Raw genomic sequence first — 18,586 nt, 5'->3', positions numbered from 1 at the left:
TGCCGCACCCTTAAAGGGGCCCCGTTCCGTCAGCTTTCGGGTGCGCTTGGCTTCTGCCGCGCAGCCACCGGCCGGTGTGAGGCATCCACTGCGACCATGACGAACTGCCCTTTCGCGGCCAGTTGCCTCTTTCCCGTCAGCAGACCTTCGGACCACAGATCCACCTCGACATGAATCGAGGACCGTCCGACGGACGCTATCCGCGCCACGGCCTCCACGATTGCCCCAAGGGCAACGGGATGGTGGAACTCGATCTGCCTTGTTGCGGCCAGCACTGTAAGCCTGCCGCTGAGGCGCGAGGCGCTGATGAAGGCTGCCTTGGTCATGAAGGCAAGGGCGTGGCCGCCGAACAGGGCACCATTGCCATTGACCTGATCGGCAAAGACAATATCCGCCATGCGCAGTTCGTCAGGTCTGGCAGGGGCTGCCTCTTCTGTCAGGGGCGGAAGGCTCCAGCCGGCAGCTTTTCCTTCAGCGGGCAAGGCAACCATGTGGAACACACCTGCGGTGCAGACGTGACGCTCGCCGCCCAGAATGGTCTGAGCGGCCATCTTCACTTCCACAGTCAGCGACCGGCGCCGCACCTCACGGATGGAAGCGTCAAAGGAGACGATCTCGCCCACATGCGCAGGCTTGTGAAAACCCACATTTTCGCAGGAGGCCGTGACGAAAGGCACGCGGCCGTGACGGCTGGCTGCGATGAAGGCGATCCGGTCCATATAGGCCAGCCCGGCACCGCCGAAGAGTGTGCCATGGTGGTTGGTGTCGCCCGGAAAGACGATCTCCAGCAGAGTGGCGATCGGGGCTGGCGTGTGCGCCAGCCCTTCCTGCAGGGTTGAAGTTGAAACAGCGGTGACCGTCATGCTGCGTCTCCGCCTTGTGTGCAGGCATTTGCGGCACGGCGCAGGGCGCGGGCTGCTTCAACCATGTTGATCAGGGCCGGGCGGACCTCATCCCATTTGCGCGTCTTTAACCCGCAATCCGGATTGACCCACATCTGACCGTCGCGCAACCGCTGGCGCGCGAGGCCCAGCAGGGTTTCGATCTCGCCGATGCCCGGAATGCGGGGCGAGTGAATGTCATAGATGCCGGGACCGATCTCATTCGGGTAACCCTGTGATGTCAGGGCATCCAGCAGTTCCATCCGCGAGCGGGAGGCCTCGATGGAGATGACATCTGCATCCATGGCGATGATGGCGGGAAGGATGCCATTGAACTCTGAGTAGCACATATGGGTATGGATCTGGGTCGAGTCTCCCGCCTCGCTGCAGCAGATGCGGAAGCAGCGGATGGCCCAGTCGAGATAGTGATCCCAGTCCCTGCGGCGCAGCGGCAGGCCCTCACGCAGGGCGGCTTCATCGATCTGGATCATGGAGGCTCCGGCCGTCTCAAGGTCCGACACTTCATCCCGGATGGCCAGGGCGATCTGGCGGCAGACCGTTTCGCGTGGCAGGTCGTCGCGCACGAAGGACCAGTTCAGAATGGTCACCGGACCGGTCAGCATGCCTTTGACCGGCTTGCCTGTCTGGGACTGGGCGAAGCGCCACCAGTCCACCGTCATGGGAGCGGGCCGGGAGACATCACCGTAGATGATGGGCGGGCGCACGCAGCGGGAGCCGTAGCTCTGCACCCAGGCATTGCGGGTGAAGGCAAAGCCCTTCAGCTGCTCGCCGAAATACTGCACCATATCGTTGCGCTCGAACTCGCCATGCACGAGCACATCAAGGCCGATTTCGTCCTGCCAGCGGATGGCTGCGGCGGTCTCGCGCTTGAGGAATGCTGTGTAATCCTCATCCGTCAGCTTGCCGCGCCCATGCAGGGCACGGGCCTTTCGTACATCTGCCGTCTGCGGGAAGGAACCGATCGTGGTGGTTGGAAAGAGCGGCAGCGGATTGCGGGTGCGCTGGAGCACCTGCCGCAAGGCAAAAGGCGCGCCGCGCAGATGCTGCCCCGTGCCGAGGGCCTGCACTCTTGCCTGCACGGCGGGGTCGCTGACCCTGTTGGACCTGCTGCGCGTTGCAAGGGCTGCCGCTGCCGTGTCAAAGGCCGCCTGCGTGCCGCCGTCAAGCAGGCTGCTGCCGCTGGCCCAGGCTGCGAGAGCGTTCCGCAAGGCAGCAAGCTCGCCCAGCTTCTGCGTGGCAAAGGCGAGCCAGGAGGCAAGCTCCTGATCGAGGTCCGTTTCAAGCGCGAGATCCACCGGCACATGCAGCAGGGAGCAGGACGGTGCGATTTCGATGCCGCCGGGCCAGGTGGCTGCTGCGCTGATGCGGTCGAGGCATCGGGCGAGATCCGCACGCCACACATTGCGCCCGTCGATGATCCCCAGTGACAGGCGCAAATGCTCCGGCGCACTGGCCAGCAACGGGGCAAGGGTCTGCGGTGCGCGGACAAGATCCACATGCAGTCCGGCAACGGGCAGGGAAAGGGCCGTTTCGAGGTTGTCCTCAAGTCCGCCGAAATAGGTGGCCAGCATCAGAGAGAGGCCGGGAACCTCTGCAGCGAGGTACCGGTACGCCTGCACCAGCGCTTCCTTCTCGATGGTGGAAAGGCTGGTCACAAGGCAGGGTTCATCCATCTGCACCCAGTCTGCGCCTGCCGCCTTCAGCTCCTTGAGGATCTGGCCATAGACCGGCAGCAGCTTATCCAGCAGCGCGAGAGAGGCTGATCCGTCCCGCGTCTTGGCAAGCGTCAGGAAGGTCACCGGCCCCAGAATGACGGGCCGCGTATGAATTCCCAGAGCGGCGGCTTCCCGGAAGTGCTCCAGCGGCTTGTTCCCGGTCAGGCTGAATGTTTGTCCTGCGTGCAGTTCTGGCACCAGATAATGGTAATTGGTGTCGAACCATTTGGTCATTTCCAGCGCAGGTTTTGCCTCTGCATCACCTGAGTGCTGGCCGTTGCACGCGCAGGTGTTGCTGGCGGTACTGGCTGAGCCTCTGGCAAGGGCGAAGAGGGTGGCAATGGAGACCGGTCCGCCAGTCCAGCCATAGCCATCCGGGATTGCTCCGGTCATCACCGCCAGATCAAGGACATGATCATAGAGCGAGAAATCGTTGGACGGGATGATGCTTATTCCAGCCTCCCGCTGATGCTGCCAGTGGGCGGCGCGCAAGGCGCGGGCCTTGGCTTGCAGGGTGGCCTCGTCAGATTTGCCTGACCAGAAGTCTTCCAGAGCAAACTTGAGTTCGCGCTGTCTGCCAATTCTCGGAAAACCGAGGTTTGCGGTCTGTATGCTCATTTCCTTACCCCGAAGGTTGCGGGCAAAGTATGGGCATGACGCAAGACAGCCCGAGCACGCGCATGCGTGTCCCGGGCGGAACAGGCGCACACCGGGACACCCCGCCCGAGAACGTTATCTACCGTGGCAGGTCTCCTGGCTTGCAGGTCATCGCGGCCATCCGTCTTCCCGGGGCGTCTTCCCCAGTGACATGGTGAATGGCAGCTCGCTGCTTACAGTTGCGGGGGCAGCTCCGGCATGAGTGCATCACTGCACCGCACCGGATTCCCTCTTAGCTCCGGATCATTGATCCGCAGAACCACGATTGAAGCAGTGTTGCCGCGATTCTTGCGCGTGTCAATGATATAAAGATATCTTTATATTAACCTTTAGAGCGGCAGCGTCACCGTGGCGGTGAGGCCGCCTTTGGAGCTGTTGGTGAGGGTTATGGTGCCGCCGTGGGCGTGGATGAGGGAGCGGGCGATGGCAAGGCCGAGGCCGATGCCGCCCGTCTCGCCGCTGCGGGATGTCTCCAGCCGGACGAAGGGCTCGAACACATCGCCCATCCGGTCTTCCGGGATGCCAGGACCGTCATCTTCCACGCGGATGATGACTTCACGCTGGCCTGTCTCCACCGAAATGCGGGCCGCGCCGCCGTAGCGGACGGCGTTTTCGATCAGGTTGCGCAGGGCACGTTTCAGCGCCATCGGGCGGCAGGGCAGAGTGACAGGCGCTGCCTCTGCATCAGTCCCGGTTGCCATCAGGCGCACATCGTGGCCCATGTCGGCCTGGTCGCCCGCAAGGCTTTCCAGAACGGCGACAAGGTCCACTGCTTCACGCGGCTCGCTGACGGCTTCGTCCCGGGCGAAAGCGAGGGTGGCTTCCGTCATCGCGGCCATTTCATCCAGCGTGGCGATCATCTTCTCCCGGTTCTCGTCATCGTCGATGAATTCGGCCCTGAGGCGCAGGGAGGTGATGGGGGTGCGCAGGTCGTGGCTGATGGCGGCCAGCATGCGCGTGCGGTCTGCCACGAAGCGGCTCAGCCGGTCCTGCATGGCATTGAAGGCGGAGATGGTGCTGCGCAGCTCGCGCGGGCCTGCCTCCGGCACCGGCGGCACGTCTTCGCCCCGGCCCAGCCGGTCGGCAGCATCGGCCAGCTGGCGCAAGGGACGGGAGACCTGCCGGATCGTGAAGGCAACTATGGCGATGATGGCCAGAGCCATCAGGCCCATCTGCAGGACCAGGGTGTAGAAGGCGCCGGGTGGCGGCGGGCGCTGACTGGTCACCACGTTCAGCCATTGCCCATCGGTGAGCGGCACGGAAAACTCGATCGCAATCAGCCGGTGGCGCAGCCGCTCCTCGCGGCGGCGCTCCCGCTCCTCCAGCCTTTCAAGATTGGTATCTCCTGCCTCTTCGCGCTTCTTCCGTTCTTCGCGCGGTGGCCTGCTGGAGCCTCGTTCTGCGCCTCTTTCCGGGCCTTTGCCCGCTGCGCTGAGCGAGGCGCGGATGCCCGGGTCCTGTCCGAGCTCGTCGGCCAGTGCTGCGGCAAGCCGCCGCTCTGCGCCGGACCGGGGTACGTTGGCCACCGAGGGCTTCTGGTCCAGCCAGAAGCGGGTGATGGCCGAGCTGGTGGCCTGCAGCAGCTGGGTTCGGGTCGCTTCGCCGGAGGTCTCCAGCAGCGGCACCAGAGAGGCGGTGCGGACAATCACCCCGTCGCCGATCGCCTCATAGACCGCAAGCCGCCGCTCCCCGGCAAAGAGCCAGATGGAAACCGCCTGGCTGCCGATGAGGGCGATCAGGAGCAGTGCGATGAGCTGGCCGCCAAGGCTGCGCGGCCACAGGCGCCGGAAAAAGGCGGCGGAATTGCGGAAGAAGGCAGGCGCGGTCATGCGTCAAGCTCCTCCACGGCAGCGGTGAACATGTAGCCGCCGCCCCAGACGGTCTTGATGATGCGCGGCTCCTTCGGGTCCTCCTCGATCTTGCGGCGCAGGCGGCTGACCTGGTTGTCGATCGACCGGTCGAAGACACCGGGCGTGCGCCCGCTCGTCAGGTCCATCAGCTGGTCACGGGTCAGCACCATGCGCGGACGCTTGAGGAAGGCGAGCAGCAATTGAAACTCGCCGCTGGACAGGGCGATGGGCGCACCTTGCGGGTCAAAGAGCTCACGCCGCGCCGTGTCCACGGTGAAGCCTTCAAACACGAGGCGCTCCTGCGTGATCGGATCGCGCGGCTTGGGCACGCTGGCGGTGCGGCGCAGGACGGCCTTGATGCGGGCCAGCAGCTCGCGCGGGTTGAAAGGCTTGGTGACATAATCATCCGCGCCGATTTCCAGGCCGATGATCCGGTCGGTGTCCTCCGCCATGGCGGTGAGCAGGATGATGGGCGGGCCATCTGAATCAACCAGGCTGCGGCAGAGGCTGAGACCATCTTCACCGGGCATCATCACATCCAGCACGACCAGATCGATGACGGCCGCCTTCAATGCCTTGCGGGCAGCGGCTGCGCTTTCGGCGGTGGTGGCCCTGTAGCCGTTCTTGACCAGATAGCGGGCCAGCGTTTCCCGGATATCGCGGTGGTCATCGACCACAAGTATATGGGGGCTTGGCTCACTCATCACGCTGATTCCGGCTCACTGTTCTCTGCCGGCGGGCTGATGCCGCCGTCCTTCATCTTCTAGGTAGCGCCATTTTCCACGGCGGGGCAGGGGAAAGTGTAACAGTCTGTCGCAGGAGGCCAGGCCTGTCACAGGTCACGACACTTGGGCCTCCTGCCCGCCCTAATCCGGCGCGGATCCTTCGCCTATGTTCTGGTCATCGCAGGACGGCACGGCGGTTCCGCCAAAGACCGCCAGGCACAGACCGCGAGGTACGCCTTGCCGCTGCAGACATCCGGATAGGCCGGAAAAGGAGAAGATTGATGACCGCACTCAAGACCATCGCCATTGGCACGCTTGCTGCCGCGCTTGCCACCTCTGTGGCCGGAATCGCGCTGGCTGACAGCTTCGGGCCCAAAGGCTGGGGCGGCATGGACCGCGACGGCGGCCGCCACGGCGGACGGATGATCGAAATGTTCGATCAGAACAAGGACGGCGCCGTCACCCAGGATGAAGTGAACGCCGTTGTCGCGGAGCGCTTCGCAGCCGCTGACGCCGACAAGGACGGGCGCGTCACTCTGGAAGAATTCAAGGCTTACCGCCTTGCTGAAATGCAGCCGGTGAAGGTGCGTGCCTTCCAGCGGCTGGACCGCGATGGCGACGGCAAGGTCACCCGAGCCGAGTTCGACCGCATCTCTGAGCGCATGTTCGCCCGGCTGGACCGGGATGGTGACGGGGAGCTGAAGGCCATGCCGGTGCCGCCGCGCGGCCCTGAAGGCCGTGGTGCCGAGGCACGTGGCCCCGGTGGCAAGGGGCCGGAAGGTAAGGGACCGGAAGGCCGGGGTCCGGAAGGCAGGGGCCCTGAAGGGAAGGACCATGAGGGCTGGAAGATGGGCCAAGGCCCCGAGGGTCCGCATGGCCGCCACGGCATGATGATGATGGAGATGTTCGAGCGCTTCGATGTGAACGGCGACGGCACCGTGACACGCGCTGAGTTCGACGAGGTGCGCGGCCAGCTCTTTGCCCTTGCGGATACGGGCAATGCCGGCAGCTTCGACCTGCAGGGCTTTGATGCGCTGTTCGCCAGCATGGCTGAGCCGCGTCTGGTGCGCATGTTCCAGCGCCTCGACACGGACGGCGACCTTGCCATCACTGCTGAAGAAAACGCGGCACGGACTGCTGATCTTGTGGCCCGCATGGATCGTAACGGAGATGGTGTGCTGACCAAGGCCGACTTCCGCAAGGGCGGCAAGGAAGGCCGCAAGGGCCCGCATGGTGAGCGCCACGGTGACCGCAAAGGTGGCGGCAAGGGCCCGCAGGGCCGCCAGGGCTGATCCGCAGGCGCAAACCTGAACAGAATCAGATCTGTCCGTCAAAAGCCGCCAAGCTTCGCCCCCCGAACGGCGGACAGATCTGAGCCGCAGGGCCGCCCCAGTGCGGCCCTTCGTGCTTATGAAGAAAAGGATCTGATTGCTGCCGGGACGGCATGCCGTTGCCCCATCTGCCGCCGTTGCGCGGCGGGCTTCTGCGCGCGATGTTTGCAAGTCTAAAAAAGTGGCGAAAATCCGGCGTTTACCTTGTCTTTTCCAGGCTTCCGGCTTCACGAAAAAAATCTGCGCCTCATTCAAAAAATCCCTTGAACATGACAGCGAATGGGCGCAAATAACCGTTGCCCAAATTCGCACGTGCCCGTGGTCGTCCATGAATTCCAGTGGCAGTCAGACAAGCCCCACTACGATTCTTGGGGTCTGACAAAACCGGACGGCTTAAAGCAACGACGTAAGAGGGCTTTTTTGGTCTCTGCCGGGTTTCCACATCCCGGGGTTACTGAAGAGGCACTTGTTACTTCATTGCCGGCCGTGCGGAGCGATCCCCGTTCCAAGCCAAGGCATCCCATAAAGGGACAGTGTGCAGCCACCGCTGTGCGCTCGACCGATCGTCACCTCTTGCCGAGCCTCCCTGTCCATACCGGAGGGCTCCGCGGCGAGCGGACGGACGACCTCGCGCCAAGACTTGATGAACGGGAGAACCCCGATGACCGATCGCATCCGTGAATTCCTCCGCCAGCGCACCGAAGATGGTCCTTGCGTTGTTGTCGACCTTGACGTTGTGCGGTCAAACTACGAGGCTTTTGTCCGTTCGCTGCCCGACACCTCCGTCTTCTATGCGGTGAAGGCTAACCCGGCCCCCGAGATCCTCAGCCTGCTGGCTGAACTCGGCTCCTCCTTCGATTGCGCCTCCGTCGGCGAAATCGAAATGGCTCTGGCTGCCGGTGCCAGCGCGGACCGCATTTCCTATGGCAACACCATCAAGAAGGAACGCGACATCGCCCGCGCCTTCGAGCTGGGCGTGCGCCTCTATGCCGTCGACTGCGAAGCCGAAGTCGAGAAGATCGTCCGTGCCGCACCGGGCGTGCGCGTGTTCTGCCGCATCCTGTGCGATGGCGCAGGCGCCGAATGGCCGCTGTCGCGCAAGTTCGGCTGCGCTCCGGAAATGGCTCCGGACGTGCTGGAAGCTGCGCACCGCGGCGGCCTCGAGGCCTATGGCGTGTCCTTCCATGTCGGTTCCCAGCAGGCAAACCTGGGCGCCTGGGACAGCGCGCTGGCAACGGCTGCCGGTGTGTTCCGTGAATGCGCCACCCGCGGCGTCCCGCTGAAGATGGTCAACATGGGCGGTGGCTTCCCAGCCCGTTACCTCAAGGATGTCCCGGGCGTTCCGGCCTATGGCAATGCCATTTTCCAGGCTCTGACCGATCACTTCGGCAACAACCTGCCGCAGACGATCATTGAGCCGGGCCGCGGCATGGTGGGCGATGCCGGCCTGATCGAAGCGGAAGTCGTGCTGATTTCCCGCAAGTCGGCTGACGACACCGTGCGCTGGGTCTATCTGGACATCGGCAAGTTCCATGGCCTCGCCGAGACCATGGACGAGGCGATCCGCTACCCGATCCGCACCCCGAAGGATGGCGATGCCACCTCGCCCTGCGTGCTGGCAGGGCCGACCTGCGACAGCGTGGACGTTCTTTACGAAAAGACGCCCTACGAGCTGCCTGTCTCCCTGTCGATCGGCGACAAGGTGCTGATCGAGTCCTGCGGTGCCTATACGACGACCTATTCCACGGTCGGCTTCAACGGCTTCGCCGCTCTCGCATCCTACGTGATCTGAAGGATCAGGTGAGATGATCGAAATTCTGGACGAGGCGCCGGAGCACACCGGCGCCCGCGAGCTGCTGCTCGACCGGGCGTTTGGTCCGGACCGGCATCAGAAAACCTCCGAACGCCTGCGCGAAGGCCGCGTGCCGGCCATCGCCCTGACCGCGCTGGATGATACCGGTGCGCTCGTGGGTACCCTGCGCCTGTGGCATGTCACGGCCGAAGGCGGCCAGGGCCTGCTGCTGCTCGGACCGCTGGCGGTGGAGGCCACTTGCCGCAGCGAAGGGCTTGGCGCGCGTCTGATGCGTGCCGCGCTCAATCAGGCCGCCATTGCCGGCTTTGGCGGCGTCATGCTGGTGGGCGATCATGCGTATTATGCAAGGTTCGGCTTTTCGCCGGACCTGACTCTTGGCCTTGATCTGCCGGGACCGGTGGAGCGTCACCGCTTCCTCGGTCTCGAGCTGAAGGAAGGCGCACTCGCCGGAGCCTGTGGCCTCGTCGAGGCAAGCGGTGCGGAAGATCCGGTTTATGCGCAGATGATGCCTTTCACCGGACTGCGCAGCGTCACCTCCCGCGCGGCCTGAACCAAATGCATGAGCCCTGTGCCTGCGATGGCGCAGGGTTCATGCAGCTGCGATGATCTGCCGGATTTCGTCCAGAATCGGAACCGGGATTGCCAGACCTTCGGCGATGGCTTTCTGCCGGGCAGCAAGGCGGCGGGAGCCGGGCAGGCGTGCGCCGTCTTCGGCCGCCACCGTATCCAGCAGGGTATCCATTCTTTCGCCAAACAGGCCGCCGGACACCAGTTCCGGGTCAATGGCAATGATTGTCTGGCCGAGATTGAGCACAGGCCCCTCGGACGTGAAGAGGCTGGGTGCCTCGAAGGCCAGGCTGGCTCCCACCATGGCGGCTGACATCACTTCCACCATCATCGCCAATGCCGCGCCCTTGGCCTCGCCGATCGGGATCATGGTGCCTGCCATGGCTGCGCTGGCATCGGTCGTCGGATTGCCATCGGCATCAAGCGCCCAGCCTTCGGGAATGGATTTGCCCGCTTTTTCGGCTGCCATGATCTTGCCCTTGGCGACGCGCGAGACAGCCAGATCGATGATGAGCGGCGCGCGGCCCTTGCCGGCGGGGGCAGCGAAGGCAATCGGGTTGGTGCCGAACAGCGGTGTCCGCCCGCCCCAGGGCGCGATGGATTTTGGTGCGTTGCCATAGACGAAGGCTGCCAGCCCATGTTCTGCCAGCTTTTCGCAATGCGCCCCAGCCTGGCCGAAGTGATGCGAGCGGCGCACGGCTGCCATGGCAATGCCCAGCTTGTGCGCCCGCCCAGGCAGATGCTGGATGGCCATGTCAAAGGCGGGATAGGCAAAGCCGTCGCAGGCATCCACCCGGAAGAGGGCTGGCGTCACATCCTCCAGCTTCGGCACCGCATGCCCGTTCACCTTGCCGCTGCGCGCTTGCCCTGCATAGGAGGGAACCCGCGACAGGCCGTGCCCGCTCTGGCCATCTGCCTCTGCGGCCACCAGCGCCTGCGCAACGCTTTCGGCCACATCCGGTGCCGTATTGCTGGCCACAAGGGCTGCAACGGCCAGGTCATGAGCTTCGGCAAGGGTAAGTGTCTCGGTGGCGGACATGGCAGGCTCGCGGCAGGATGTCTGATATGTCTGCCTAGCATGCCGGAGCTCATCCGGACAAACGTGGTGTCAGGTTTCCTCCCCCGGCAGGGACAGCCTCACCACTGTGACCGGCTGGCTCTTGCCCTTGACCGTCTGTTCTCCGAGCGGTGTTATGACGGGGCATGATGCGCTCTGCTGCGCTGCAAGGGCACTTGCCACATCGGCAGAGGCAAGGATCACCGCTTCGGCGCCGGGCTCTGCCGTGTGGCCGAGGCTTTCCAGTCTTGCTGCAATGTTCACCGTGTCGCCAATGACCGTGTAGTTCACGCGGCCCGGTGCGCCAATGTCCCCGACGATGAGCGGCCCCACATGAAGGCCTGCCCGGATGCGCACGGGGGCAAGGCCTTGTTCGCGCCTGACGGCATTGTCGGCCTTGAGCGCCCGTTCGATATCGAGTGCTGCGGCTGCAGCAGCTGCTGCGGGATTGTCCATATGATCGGGCGCGCCCCAGAAGGCCATGACGCTGTCGCCGATATATTTGTCGATGGTGCCGCCGTGGCGCTCGACGACGCTGCCGATCAGCGTGAGGTGGTGATTGACGAAATCCGCCGTCTCCCGTGCGTCCATGCCTTCACAGATGCTGGTAAAGCCCGCCACATCGGTGAAGAGCACGGCTACCTGGCGTTCCTGTGGGGCGGCGCTGCCGCTGCCTTCACGCAGCAGCTTGAGAACGAGGCTGCGCGGCACGTAGCGCACGAAGGCGGTCAGCGCCGTCGTCATGGCGTTGAAGCCGCTGGCCAGATCCTTCAGTTCCTCGATGCGGCTGGAGGGCAGGGGCCTCAGCCCGGCAATATCCAGCCGCGCGATGGCCCGCGCGCCTGCTGCTGCCCGGCGGATGGGCTGGGCGATGCGGTAGGCCATGACGGCGCTGCCCGCAAGGGCTGCGGCCAGGATGGCCAGGGCAATGAGAATGGAGACGTAAAGCTCCTCCAGCGGCTGCTCCAGAACGGAGGCAGGCATGATCGCCCCGGTGATGACCGGCAGCTCGCCGAATTTCGCCGCCGTGCGCTCCAGCACCACATAGTAGCGGCCATGCTCCTCCGTCTCGCCCTCAAACATGGCATGGGCTTCATTGAGGTCGAACCGGAGCGGATCAACGGGCTTGAGGCTGGCAAGGCGGGCGAGCAGCGGGTCGGGCGCGTCCTCTATGTCCACAAGATCATTCTCTTCGGACAGGGTGGCATCCAGCGGGTCGAGATCCGGGTGGGCGAGAATGTCGGCTTCTCCGTAAAGAAGAAACACTTTCAAAGTCTCGTCAGACAGGGCTTGCGCAATGCGGGACAGGCCGGAGGAGGGGATGGAGACGGCGGTGTAGCCCAGATAGGCGCCGTCCCGCCTGACCGGAACCACGTAGGAGAGCAGCGTTTCCTGACGCTGCGCATCGTAGTCCGGCGGCAGCCAGAAGGGGGCATCTGCGGCTTCCGCCTCTGTGAGGCGGGTTGTCAGCGCCGCATTCTCCGTGTGCGGGATCCGGCGCAGCATCATGCTGCCGCCGGGCATCTGGCCGACTTCCAGCGCATCGCCCTGCGCTGCACGGGCAACGGTGATGCGGGTGCCCTCCGGCGCGGCAGCCAGCCCGCCAAAGGCAAGGCGCGCCACATCCTCATCCAGCGCGATGGGCGAGGCGCCCCGTGCGAAAGCGGCGGCTATGAAGCCGGCCTGATTGCGCAGGACGTTGATCTTGCTTTCGAATTTCTGCTCATAGGCATCCATGCCGAGATCGACGAGCCGGCTGCCGAGCCCGGCCACGATCCGCCGGGAGGCCGTGCTTTCCACATAGAGGACGGAAGCGGTGGTGAGAAAGACGAAGGTGCCGATCACGGTGGCGAGCGTGGGCGTGAGGCGCAGGGTAAAGGGCATGGGCTGTCGCTGGCCTTGTCGTTTCATCCGGCGGCAGGGCTGATCCGCACAGATTCGCTTAAGGCTCATCCTAACCCGCATTGGCGGCCTCTGTCCGTTTGCCCCGGAAAGTGGCAAGACGGCATAAAGAAAAACCCCGCTGGGCGAACCGGCGGGGCCAAAACCATCGCGTCAGGGCAGCAACAGATCAGTTGCAGACTTCCTGATGACCGACGACAACATACTGGCCGATATAGCCATCCCAGCGCTGCACCGGGCTCAGGTAGCAGCGGACCGGCGGGGGCGGCGGCGGCGCGTAATAGACCGGGCCACCATAGACAACCGGCGGCGGGGGCGGCGGTGCATAATAGGCCGGCGGGGCGTCGATATAGTCCGGGCCGCTGTTGGCCATGGCCGTGCCCAAAAGCGCGCCGGCGGCAAGGCCGACGACAGCACCGGCTGCCAGCGCGCCGTTGCGCCCATCCCGCGCTTCGGCAGAGCCCGTGGCGGCGCCCAGCGTCAGAGCACCGGCCATCACCAGCGCCAGTGCGGTGGCGCCGGCTTTGCGGGCGAGAGCCGCGAAATTCATGTTAGATACAGTCATCATGACTTCGTCTCCGAAGGAACCGGCCCCACCGCCTCGTGCCCATTCTCAAGAGGGCGAAACAGGGGCACCGGACCAAGCTCAAATTATCTGAACCCGGATCGCGGCGAAGTGATGGCAATCACAGAGGGCAGGAATCCTTCCCCGCAGACGGCGGCCTCAATGGCAGTGATAGGGTTCAGCGCGCCATCGCGGTTCCCGGCCTCCGGGGCCTTGCGGGCGCCCGTGCGGCAGCGCCCTCAGCATTTTCTGCTTGGTTCGGAAAGCACTATATTGCAGGCATCAGGAGATCGAAGATGCTGCTGAAGAAGTTCGATGAGAACAAGAAAGCCCTGATGCAGATCGGCCGGGAAGCGATGGCCGAGAGCCGCCGTCTGGGGCTGCCAGTCTCTGCCAACGATCTCGAGAATGAGGCCAAGGATTGTGCAGAACACGATAAGGAAGAACGCACTCCTGCGGCCATGAGGCGGTAAAGCTTGCCGCCGCATTCCTGTATCATCCTCGGCGGTCCAATCCGTCCTGTCCAGAATTCCCCCACTCACGACGCTGAACCGGATGCTGAAGAGTAGATTACGGGAATTGCTCCGGCCGGTACCTGTCAGCGCCTGCCCTTCTTTCGCGCTTGGCTGGGGACGGGGTGGGGGGTAAAGGTGAGGGGAGGTGGCAGGGGGTGAGTCTTCTGCCGCAACTGGAGGCTTGTGCGGATGTGTCCGCCGGGCCTGATGTTTTGGACGGGGCAGGAGGTGCTTTTCGATGAAGCCGACAAACCTGGTGTTCACCGGGCTTGAGACCACGATTTTCGAGACCATGTCCCGCCTTGCCAACGAGCATGGGGCTGTCAATCTCGGCCAGGGCTTCCCGGACGTGGACGGTCCGGAGGATGTGCGGCGCGTGGCCGCCGAGGCTTTCATTTCCGGCCCCAACCAGTATCCGCCCATGCTGGGCCTGCCGGAACTGCGGCAGGCGGTGGCGGACAGCGCCAGCCGCTTCTACGGTCTTGATGTGGACTGGAAGAGCGAGGTCATGGTCACCTCCGGCGCGACGGAAGCACTTGCAGACTGCCTGCTGGCACTGATGGAGCCGGGCGATGAGGTGATCCTGATTGAGCCGCTTTATGATTGCTATCTGCCGATGGTGCGCCGGACAGGCGGCATTCCGGTGCGCGTGCGGGTGACACCGCCGAGCTGGAGCCTCGACCTTGAAGCGCTGGAAAAGGCCTTTACCGAGAACACCAAGGCCATCCTCATCAACAATCCGATGAACCCGGCCGGCAAGGTGTTTACCGAGGCGGAGCTTGCCCGCATCGCCGAGCTTTGCGTAGAGCATGACGTCTTCGCCATCTGCGACGAGGTCTATGAGCACCTGCTGTTCGACGGGGTGAAGCACCGCCCGCTGATGAGCTTTCCGGGCATGCGCGAGCGCACGGTGCGGATCGGTTCTGCCGGCAAGACTTTCTCCTTTACCGGCTGGAAGGTGGGCTATGTTACAGGCGCAGCCAAGCTGCTCGATCCCATCGCCAAGGCACATCAATATGTGACCTTCACCACGCCGCCGGGCTTGCAGAAGGCCGTGGCCTATGGCCTGCAGAAGGATGACAGCTACTTCACCGGCCTGGCTGCCGAGTTGCAGGCCAAGCGGGACTTCTTTGCAGCCGGTCTGTCCGAACTCGGTTTTGGTGTGCTGCCCTGCGAGGGAACGTATTTCCTCACCTGTGACGTGGCGCCGCTGGGCCTCAAGGGCACGGATGTGGACATCTGCCGCCGCATGGTGACGGAGGCGGGCGTTGCAGCAGTGCCTGTGTCTGCCTTCTACATCACCGACGCACCGCCCAATTACGTGCGCTTCTGCTTCTGCAAGCGTGATGAGGTGCTGAGCGAGGCGCTGGACAGGCTGCGGGCCTGGCTGCTGCCAATGAAGGCCGTGAGCAACGGCTGACAGGCCGCAAACGGAAATCCTTGAGGAGACTGGCAAACATGAGCAATCCCGTCCTTGTGGAAGTGACACGCGGGCAGATGACCGAGAGCCGCCACCGCGGCGCGATTGCCATTTTCGATGCCAATGGTGATCCGGTGCTGCGGATTGGCGATACGGGCGCCCGCGTCTTTCCGCGCTCGGCCATCAAGGCACTGCAGGCGCTGCCGCTGATTGAATCGGGTGCCGCCGATGCGCTGGGCTATGAGGCGCCGGAGCTGGCGCTGGCCTGCTCCTCCCACAACGGCGAAGAGCGGCATGTGAATGCTGCCCGCGTCATGCTGATCAAGGCGGGGCTCGACGAGGATGCCCTTGAGTGCGGTGTTCAGTGGCCTTCGCGGCTGGAGGATGTCGCCAGTCTCCTGCGCGCCGACGAAACCCCTTGCGCCCTGCACAACAACTGCTCGGGCAAGCACGCCGGTTTCCTCGGCCTTGCCAAGGCGATGGGGCTGAAGACCAGGGGCTACGTGGAAGCGGACCACCCGGTGCAGCAGGAAATCCGCCTCGTGCTGGAATCCATGACCGGGGACAGCCTGACGGCGGATGTCTGTGGCACGGATGGCTGCTCCATCCCCACCTATGCCAGCCCGCTGGACGGCTTTGCCCGCGCCTTTGCGGCTTTTGGCACCGGAGAGGGATTGGAGCCGAAGCGTGCAGAGGCGGCGCAGCGGTTGTTCAGGGCCTGTGTCGAAAATCCCTTTATGGTGGCTGGTACCGGCCGCTTCTGCACCCGCGCCATGGAAGGCCTGCGCCAGCGCGTCTTCGTCAAGACCGGGGCGGAGGGCGTGTTCTGTGCCGCGATCCCCGAACTGGGGCTTGGCATCGCGCTGAAATGCGATGACGGCGCGTCGCGGGCCTCGGAGGTGATGATGGCGGCCGTGTTGGAGGCCTTCCTGGATCTCAATGACGACGAAGCCCGCCTGCTGGCGGACCTGCGCCAGCCGGTGCTGAAAAGCCGGAATAATGCAGAGGTGGGGCTGATCCGCCCCTCGCAGGACTTCCTGACGGACCTGCGCCGCGCCGCCAGCGCCAGTGCCTGAGGAGCTGTTTTCTGATGAAGTCCATTTGCGTTTTCTGCGGGTCGAATTTCGGCACGGACCCGGCATTTGAACAGGCGGCCCGCGAGACGGGGCGGGTGATTGCCGAGGCGGGCAAGACCCTTGTTTATGGCGGGGCCGCGGTGGGCCTGATGGGCGCGGTCGCTGATGGTGCGCTGGCGGCTGGCGGTAAGGTGATCGGCATCCTGCCCGAGGTGCTGAAGGCCAAGGAGATGGAGCACAAGGGCCTCAGCGAACTTCACATCGTCCGGTCCATGCATGAGCGCAAGGCGATGTTTGCCGAACTCTCCGATGGGTTCATCACCCTGCCGGGCGGCACGGGCACCATGGAAGAGATCTTCGAGGTCTGGACCTGGGGGCAGCTTGGCTATCACTCCAAGCCCTTCGGCCTGCTCAACACGGCGCATTTTTACGATGCGCTGCTGACTTTCCTCGATGAGCAGGTTTCCAAGGGCTTTGTGCGGGCGGAGATGCGCAGTATGCTGCTGGTCTCGGAAGACCCGGCACATCTGATCGCAGGCTTTGAAACCTATGTGCCGCCGGTGATTTCCAAGTGGATCAAGAAACAGGATACCTGACAGTCGCTGATCGAAACGGCTGGTTAACCCGGATCAACCATTGTGCCGCGCAACAGGGGCAGGCTTGCCGCAGGGCTGCCCCAATTGGCTGGCAAAGGAATGCCGTCTGGCCCGGCTGCCTGCCGATTTGCCGAAGCATCATTCTAGTGTCCGGAGTAATTCTCACATGCGTCTTCCGCTTGCCGCTGCACTTGGTCTTGTCCTGCTTCTGCCCGCATGCTCGCGAACGTCGGACTATGTGGAGACCACGTCTTCGGTCAGCACCATGTCCTATGCAGCGGTGCCGGCCGCGCGGACGTCGAATGTGACGCTGGTACAGATCACGGGGGCCGGTGTTGGCGGCATCCGCGCAGGCACGGCCTATTCCTCCAAGGCCATCCAGGCCGCCCTTCCGGGCTTTACCACCGACACTATCCAGACGGCGGAAGAAACCACCACCGAAAACGCGCTGGGCGCGTTCAACTCGGATGGCTTCCAGGTGCTGCAGATCTTCCGTGGCAAGGACGGTAATGTGCGTGCCGTGCATGGAGTGACCCATCATCTGGCCGGCCCTAACGGCGAGCGCATCGGGATGACCTTCGCCGAGGCCGGCATGCGCCGGTCCGATTGCCGCGTCGGCCAGAACCTGTGGCGCGGCATGGCCATCTGCCGTTCCAAGGGCGCGCCGAATGTGGAGCTTGTCTTCGCCATTCCCCAGTATCAGGGCCCCTGGGATGCCCTGCCGGATGAAGGCCAGCTGCGGGGCGCTGCCCTGCAGCGCATCGTCTGGACGCCCACCGCACAGGGCTGACACAAAGTCTTTTGGCGAAGGTGACGGGGCGGGCGTGATCGGCTAAGCCTGAAGGCATGAGCGCCGAATCTGTTGTCCGCACACCGTCCGTCGACGATCTCGCCCGGCAGATCCTTGCCGGGAACCGGGCGATGCTGGCCCGTGCGATCACGCTGGTGGAATCACGCAAGGCAGAGCACCGGCAGTCTGCGCGGGATCTGCTGACCCTGCTGATGCCCCACACGGGCAAGGCGCAGCGTATCGGCATTACCGGAGTGCCGGGCGTCGGCAAATCTACCACCATCGACACGCTGGGCAGCAACCTGACCGAAGATGGCCACAAGGTCGCGGTGCTGGCGGTTGATCCCTCCTCCACCCGCACCGGCGGGTCCATACTGGGCGACAAGACCCGCATGGCGCGGCTGGCTGTCGATCCGAAGGCCTTCATCCGTCCATCCCCCTCCGCAGGAACGCTGGGCGGCGTGACGGCGCGCACACGCGAAACGATGCTTCTGTGCGAAGCGGCCGGTTTTGACGTGATCCTTGTGGAGACGGTCGGCATCGGCCAGTCGGAAACGGCCGTCGCGGAGATGGTCGATTTCTTCCTCGTGCTCATGCTGCCGGGCGCCGGCGATGAGTTGCAGGGCATCAAGAAGGGCGTCCTGGAAATCGCCGACCTCATCGCCGTCAACAAGGCAGACGGCGAGGGGGCCATGCGGGCGCGGGCGGCGGCGGCCGATTACCGCAGTGCGCTGCATATCATGGCACCGCGCTCGCCCACATGGTCGCCGCCGGTGGTGACGGTCTCCGGCCTTGCCAACGAGGGCCTGCGCGAGATGTGGGCGCAAGTGGAACTGCACCGCGACAAGATGCAGGCGACCGGCGAATGGCAGGAGCGGCGCGCCCGCCAGCAGGTGTCCTGGATGTGGGACATGCTGCAACAGCGGCTGATGGAGGCCCTGACCCGCGATCCCGGCCGGGCCGCCCTTATTCGCGCGCTTGAGGACAAGGTGCGCTCCGGCGATGTTCCCGCCTCCGCCGCCGTGGAGGACATCGCCAAGCTTACCGGCATCTGACCCTTGCTTGTCTCTGTCTGCGGGCATGGTTCTTGCTCAGCTGCCCGCAA

General features: G+C 64.2%; 16 protein-coding genes and 1 riboswitch. Of the genes, 9 read left to right on the top strand and 7 right to left on the bottom strand.

The annotated features are described in order from the left end of the window. Positions 1 to 29: 29 nt before the first annotated feature. The 4 genes from ASC48_RS12945 to ASC48_RS12930 all read right to left on the bottom strand — a co-directional run bounded on the left by ASC48_RS12945 (position 30) and on the right by ASC48_RS12930 (position 5,828). Positions 30 to 863 (bottom strand): acyl-CoA thioesterase, encoded by an 834-nt coding sequence (locus ASC48_RS12945; protein ID WP_141658949.1) that lies wholly within the window; start codon positions 861 to 863, stop codon positions 30 to 32. Next, on the bottom strand, positions 860 to 3,235 hold the full coding sequence (metE, locus tag ASC48_RS12940) for a 5-methyltetrahydropteroyltriglutamate--homocysteine S-methyltransferase (protein WP_055456160.1): 2,376 nt from the start codon (positions 3,233 to 3,235) through the stop codon (positions 860 to 862). The genes ASC48_RS12945 and metE overlap by 4 nt, the downstream gene beginning before the upstream one ends. Before the next feature lie 108 nt (positions 3,236 to 3,343). Beyond that, positions 3,344 to 3,553, bottom strand: a riboswitch (cobalamin riboswitch). A gap of 50 nt (positions 3,554 to 3,603) precedes the next feature. Next, a complete protein-coding gene (locus ASC48_RS12935; RefSeq protein WP_055456159.1) occupies positions 3,604 to 5,103 on the bottom strand; it encodes an ATP-binding protein in 1,500 nt (499 codons plus the stop codon). Beyond that, the gene (locus ASC48_RS12930; RefSeq protein ID WP_055456158.1) at positions 5,100 to 5,828 is read right to left on the bottom strand and encodes a response regulator; all 729 of its coding nucleotides are present in this window, start codon (positions 5,826 to 5,828) and stop codon (positions 5,100 to 5,102) included. The genes ASC48_RS12935 and ASC48_RS12930 overlap by 4 nt, the downstream gene beginning before the upstream one ends. Positions 5,829 to 6,130: 302 nt before the next feature. On the opposite strand from ASC48_RS12930, the gene ASC48_RS20115 reads away from it, so the two are divergent. From ASC48_RS20115 to ASC48_RS12915, 3 genes are all read left to right on the top strand, one after another. Further along, a complete protein-coding gene (locus tag ASC48_RS20115; RefSeq protein ID WP_055456157.1) occupies positions 6,131 to 7,141 on the top strand; it encodes an EF-hand domain-containing protein in 1,011 nt (336 codons plus the stop codon). A 700-nt stretch (positions 7,142 to 7,841) separates the two neighbouring features. Beyond that, a complete protein-coding gene (locus ASC48_RS12920) occupies positions 7,842 to 8,972 on the top strand; it encodes a type III PLP-dependent enzyme (RefSeq protein ID WP_055456156.1) in 1,131 nt (376 codons plus the stop codon). 13 nt (positions 8,973 to 8,985) lie between these two features. Next, entirely contained in the window at positions 8,986 to 9,543 is a 558-nt protein-coding gene (locus ASC48_RS12915) for a GNAT family N-acetyltransferase (RefSeq protein ID WP_055456155.1), read from the top strand. Positions 9,544 to 9,582: 39 nt separating this feature from the next. Here ASC48_RS12915 and ASC48_RS12910 read toward each other — a convergent pair whose 3' ends face one another. From ASC48_RS12910 to ASC48_RS12900, 3 genes are all read right to left on the bottom strand, one after another. Beyond that, complete coding sequence (locus ASC48_RS12910; protein WP_055456154.1) at positions 9,583 to 10,599, bottom strand: Ldh family oxidoreductase; 1,017 nt, start codon at positions 10,597 to 10,599, stop codon at positions 9,583 to 9,585. Positions 10,600 to 10,668: 69 nt separating this feature from the next. Next, positions 10,669 to 12,501, bottom strand: a complete 1,833-nt coding sequence (locus tag ASC48_RS12905; protein ID WP_055456153.1) for an adenylate/guanylate cyclase domain-containing protein — start codon at positions 12,499 to 12,501, stop codon at positions 10,669 to 10,671. 187 nt (positions 12,502 to 12,688) lie between these two features. Continuing rightward, positions 12,689 to 13,087, bottom strand: coding sequence for a hypothetical protein (locus ASC48_RS12900; RefSeq protein WP_186392607.1), 399 nt, complete (start codon positions 13,085 to 13,087; stop codon positions 12,689 to 12,691). Positions 13,088 to 13,380: 293 nt separating this feature from the next. Between ASC48_RS12900 and ASC48_RS19670 the strand changes: the two genes are divergently transcribed. The 6 genes from ASC48_RS19670 to meaB all read left to right on the top strand — a co-directional run bounded on the left by ASC48_RS19670 (position 13,381) and on the right by meaB (position 18,536). Continuing rightward, positions 13,381 to 13,557, top strand: coding sequence for a hypothetical protein (locus ASC48_RS19670; RefSeq protein ID WP_167345142.1), 177 nt, complete (start codon positions 13,381 to 13,383; stop codon positions 13,555 to 13,557). A gap of 280 nt (positions 13,558 to 13,837) precedes the next feature. After that, positions 13,838 to 15,019, top strand: a complete 1,182-nt coding sequence (locus ASC48_RS12895; protein WP_055456151.1) for an aminotransferase — start codon at positions 13,838 to 13,840, stop codon at positions 15,017 to 15,019. Between the two features lie 38 nt (positions 15,020 to 15,057). After that, the gene (locus ASC48_RS12890; protein WP_055456150.1) at positions 15,058 to 16,095 is read left to right on the top strand and encodes an asparaginase; all 1,038 of its coding nucleotides are present in this window, start codon (positions 15,058 to 15,060) and stop codon (positions 16,093 to 16,095) included. Between the two features lie 14 nt (positions 16,096 to 16,109). After that, positions 16,110 to 16,691 (top strand): LOG family protein, encoded by a 582-nt coding sequence (locus tag ASC48_RS12885; RefSeq protein WP_055456149.1) that lies wholly within the window; start codon positions 16,110 to 16,112, stop codon positions 16,689 to 16,691. Positions 16,692 to 16,857: 166 nt separating this feature from the next. Next, complete coding sequence (locus ASC48_RS12880) at positions 16,858 to 17,481, top strand: DUF1131 family protein (RefSeq protein WP_055456148.1); 624 nt, start codon at positions 16,858 to 16,860, stop codon at positions 17,479 to 17,481. 56 nt (positions 17,482 to 17,537) lie between these two features. Then, complete coding sequence (meaB, locus tag ASC48_RS12875; protein ID WP_055456147.1) at positions 17,538 to 18,536, top strand: methylmalonyl Co-A mutase-associated GTPase MeaB; 999 nt, start codon at positions 17,538 to 17,540, stop codon at positions 18,534 to 18,536. The last annotated feature ends 50 nt before the right edge of the window (positions 18,537 to 18,586 follow it).

Origin of the sequence: Pannonibacter indicus, from assembly GCF_001418225.1 — a bacterium.
GTDB lineage: Bacteria > Pseudomonadota > Alphaproteobacteria > Rhizobiales > Stappiaceae > Pannonibacter > Pannonibacter indicus.
The sequence above is the reverse complement of the archived record's forward strand: the minus strand, read 5'-3'. Positions and strand labels throughout refer to the sequence as shown.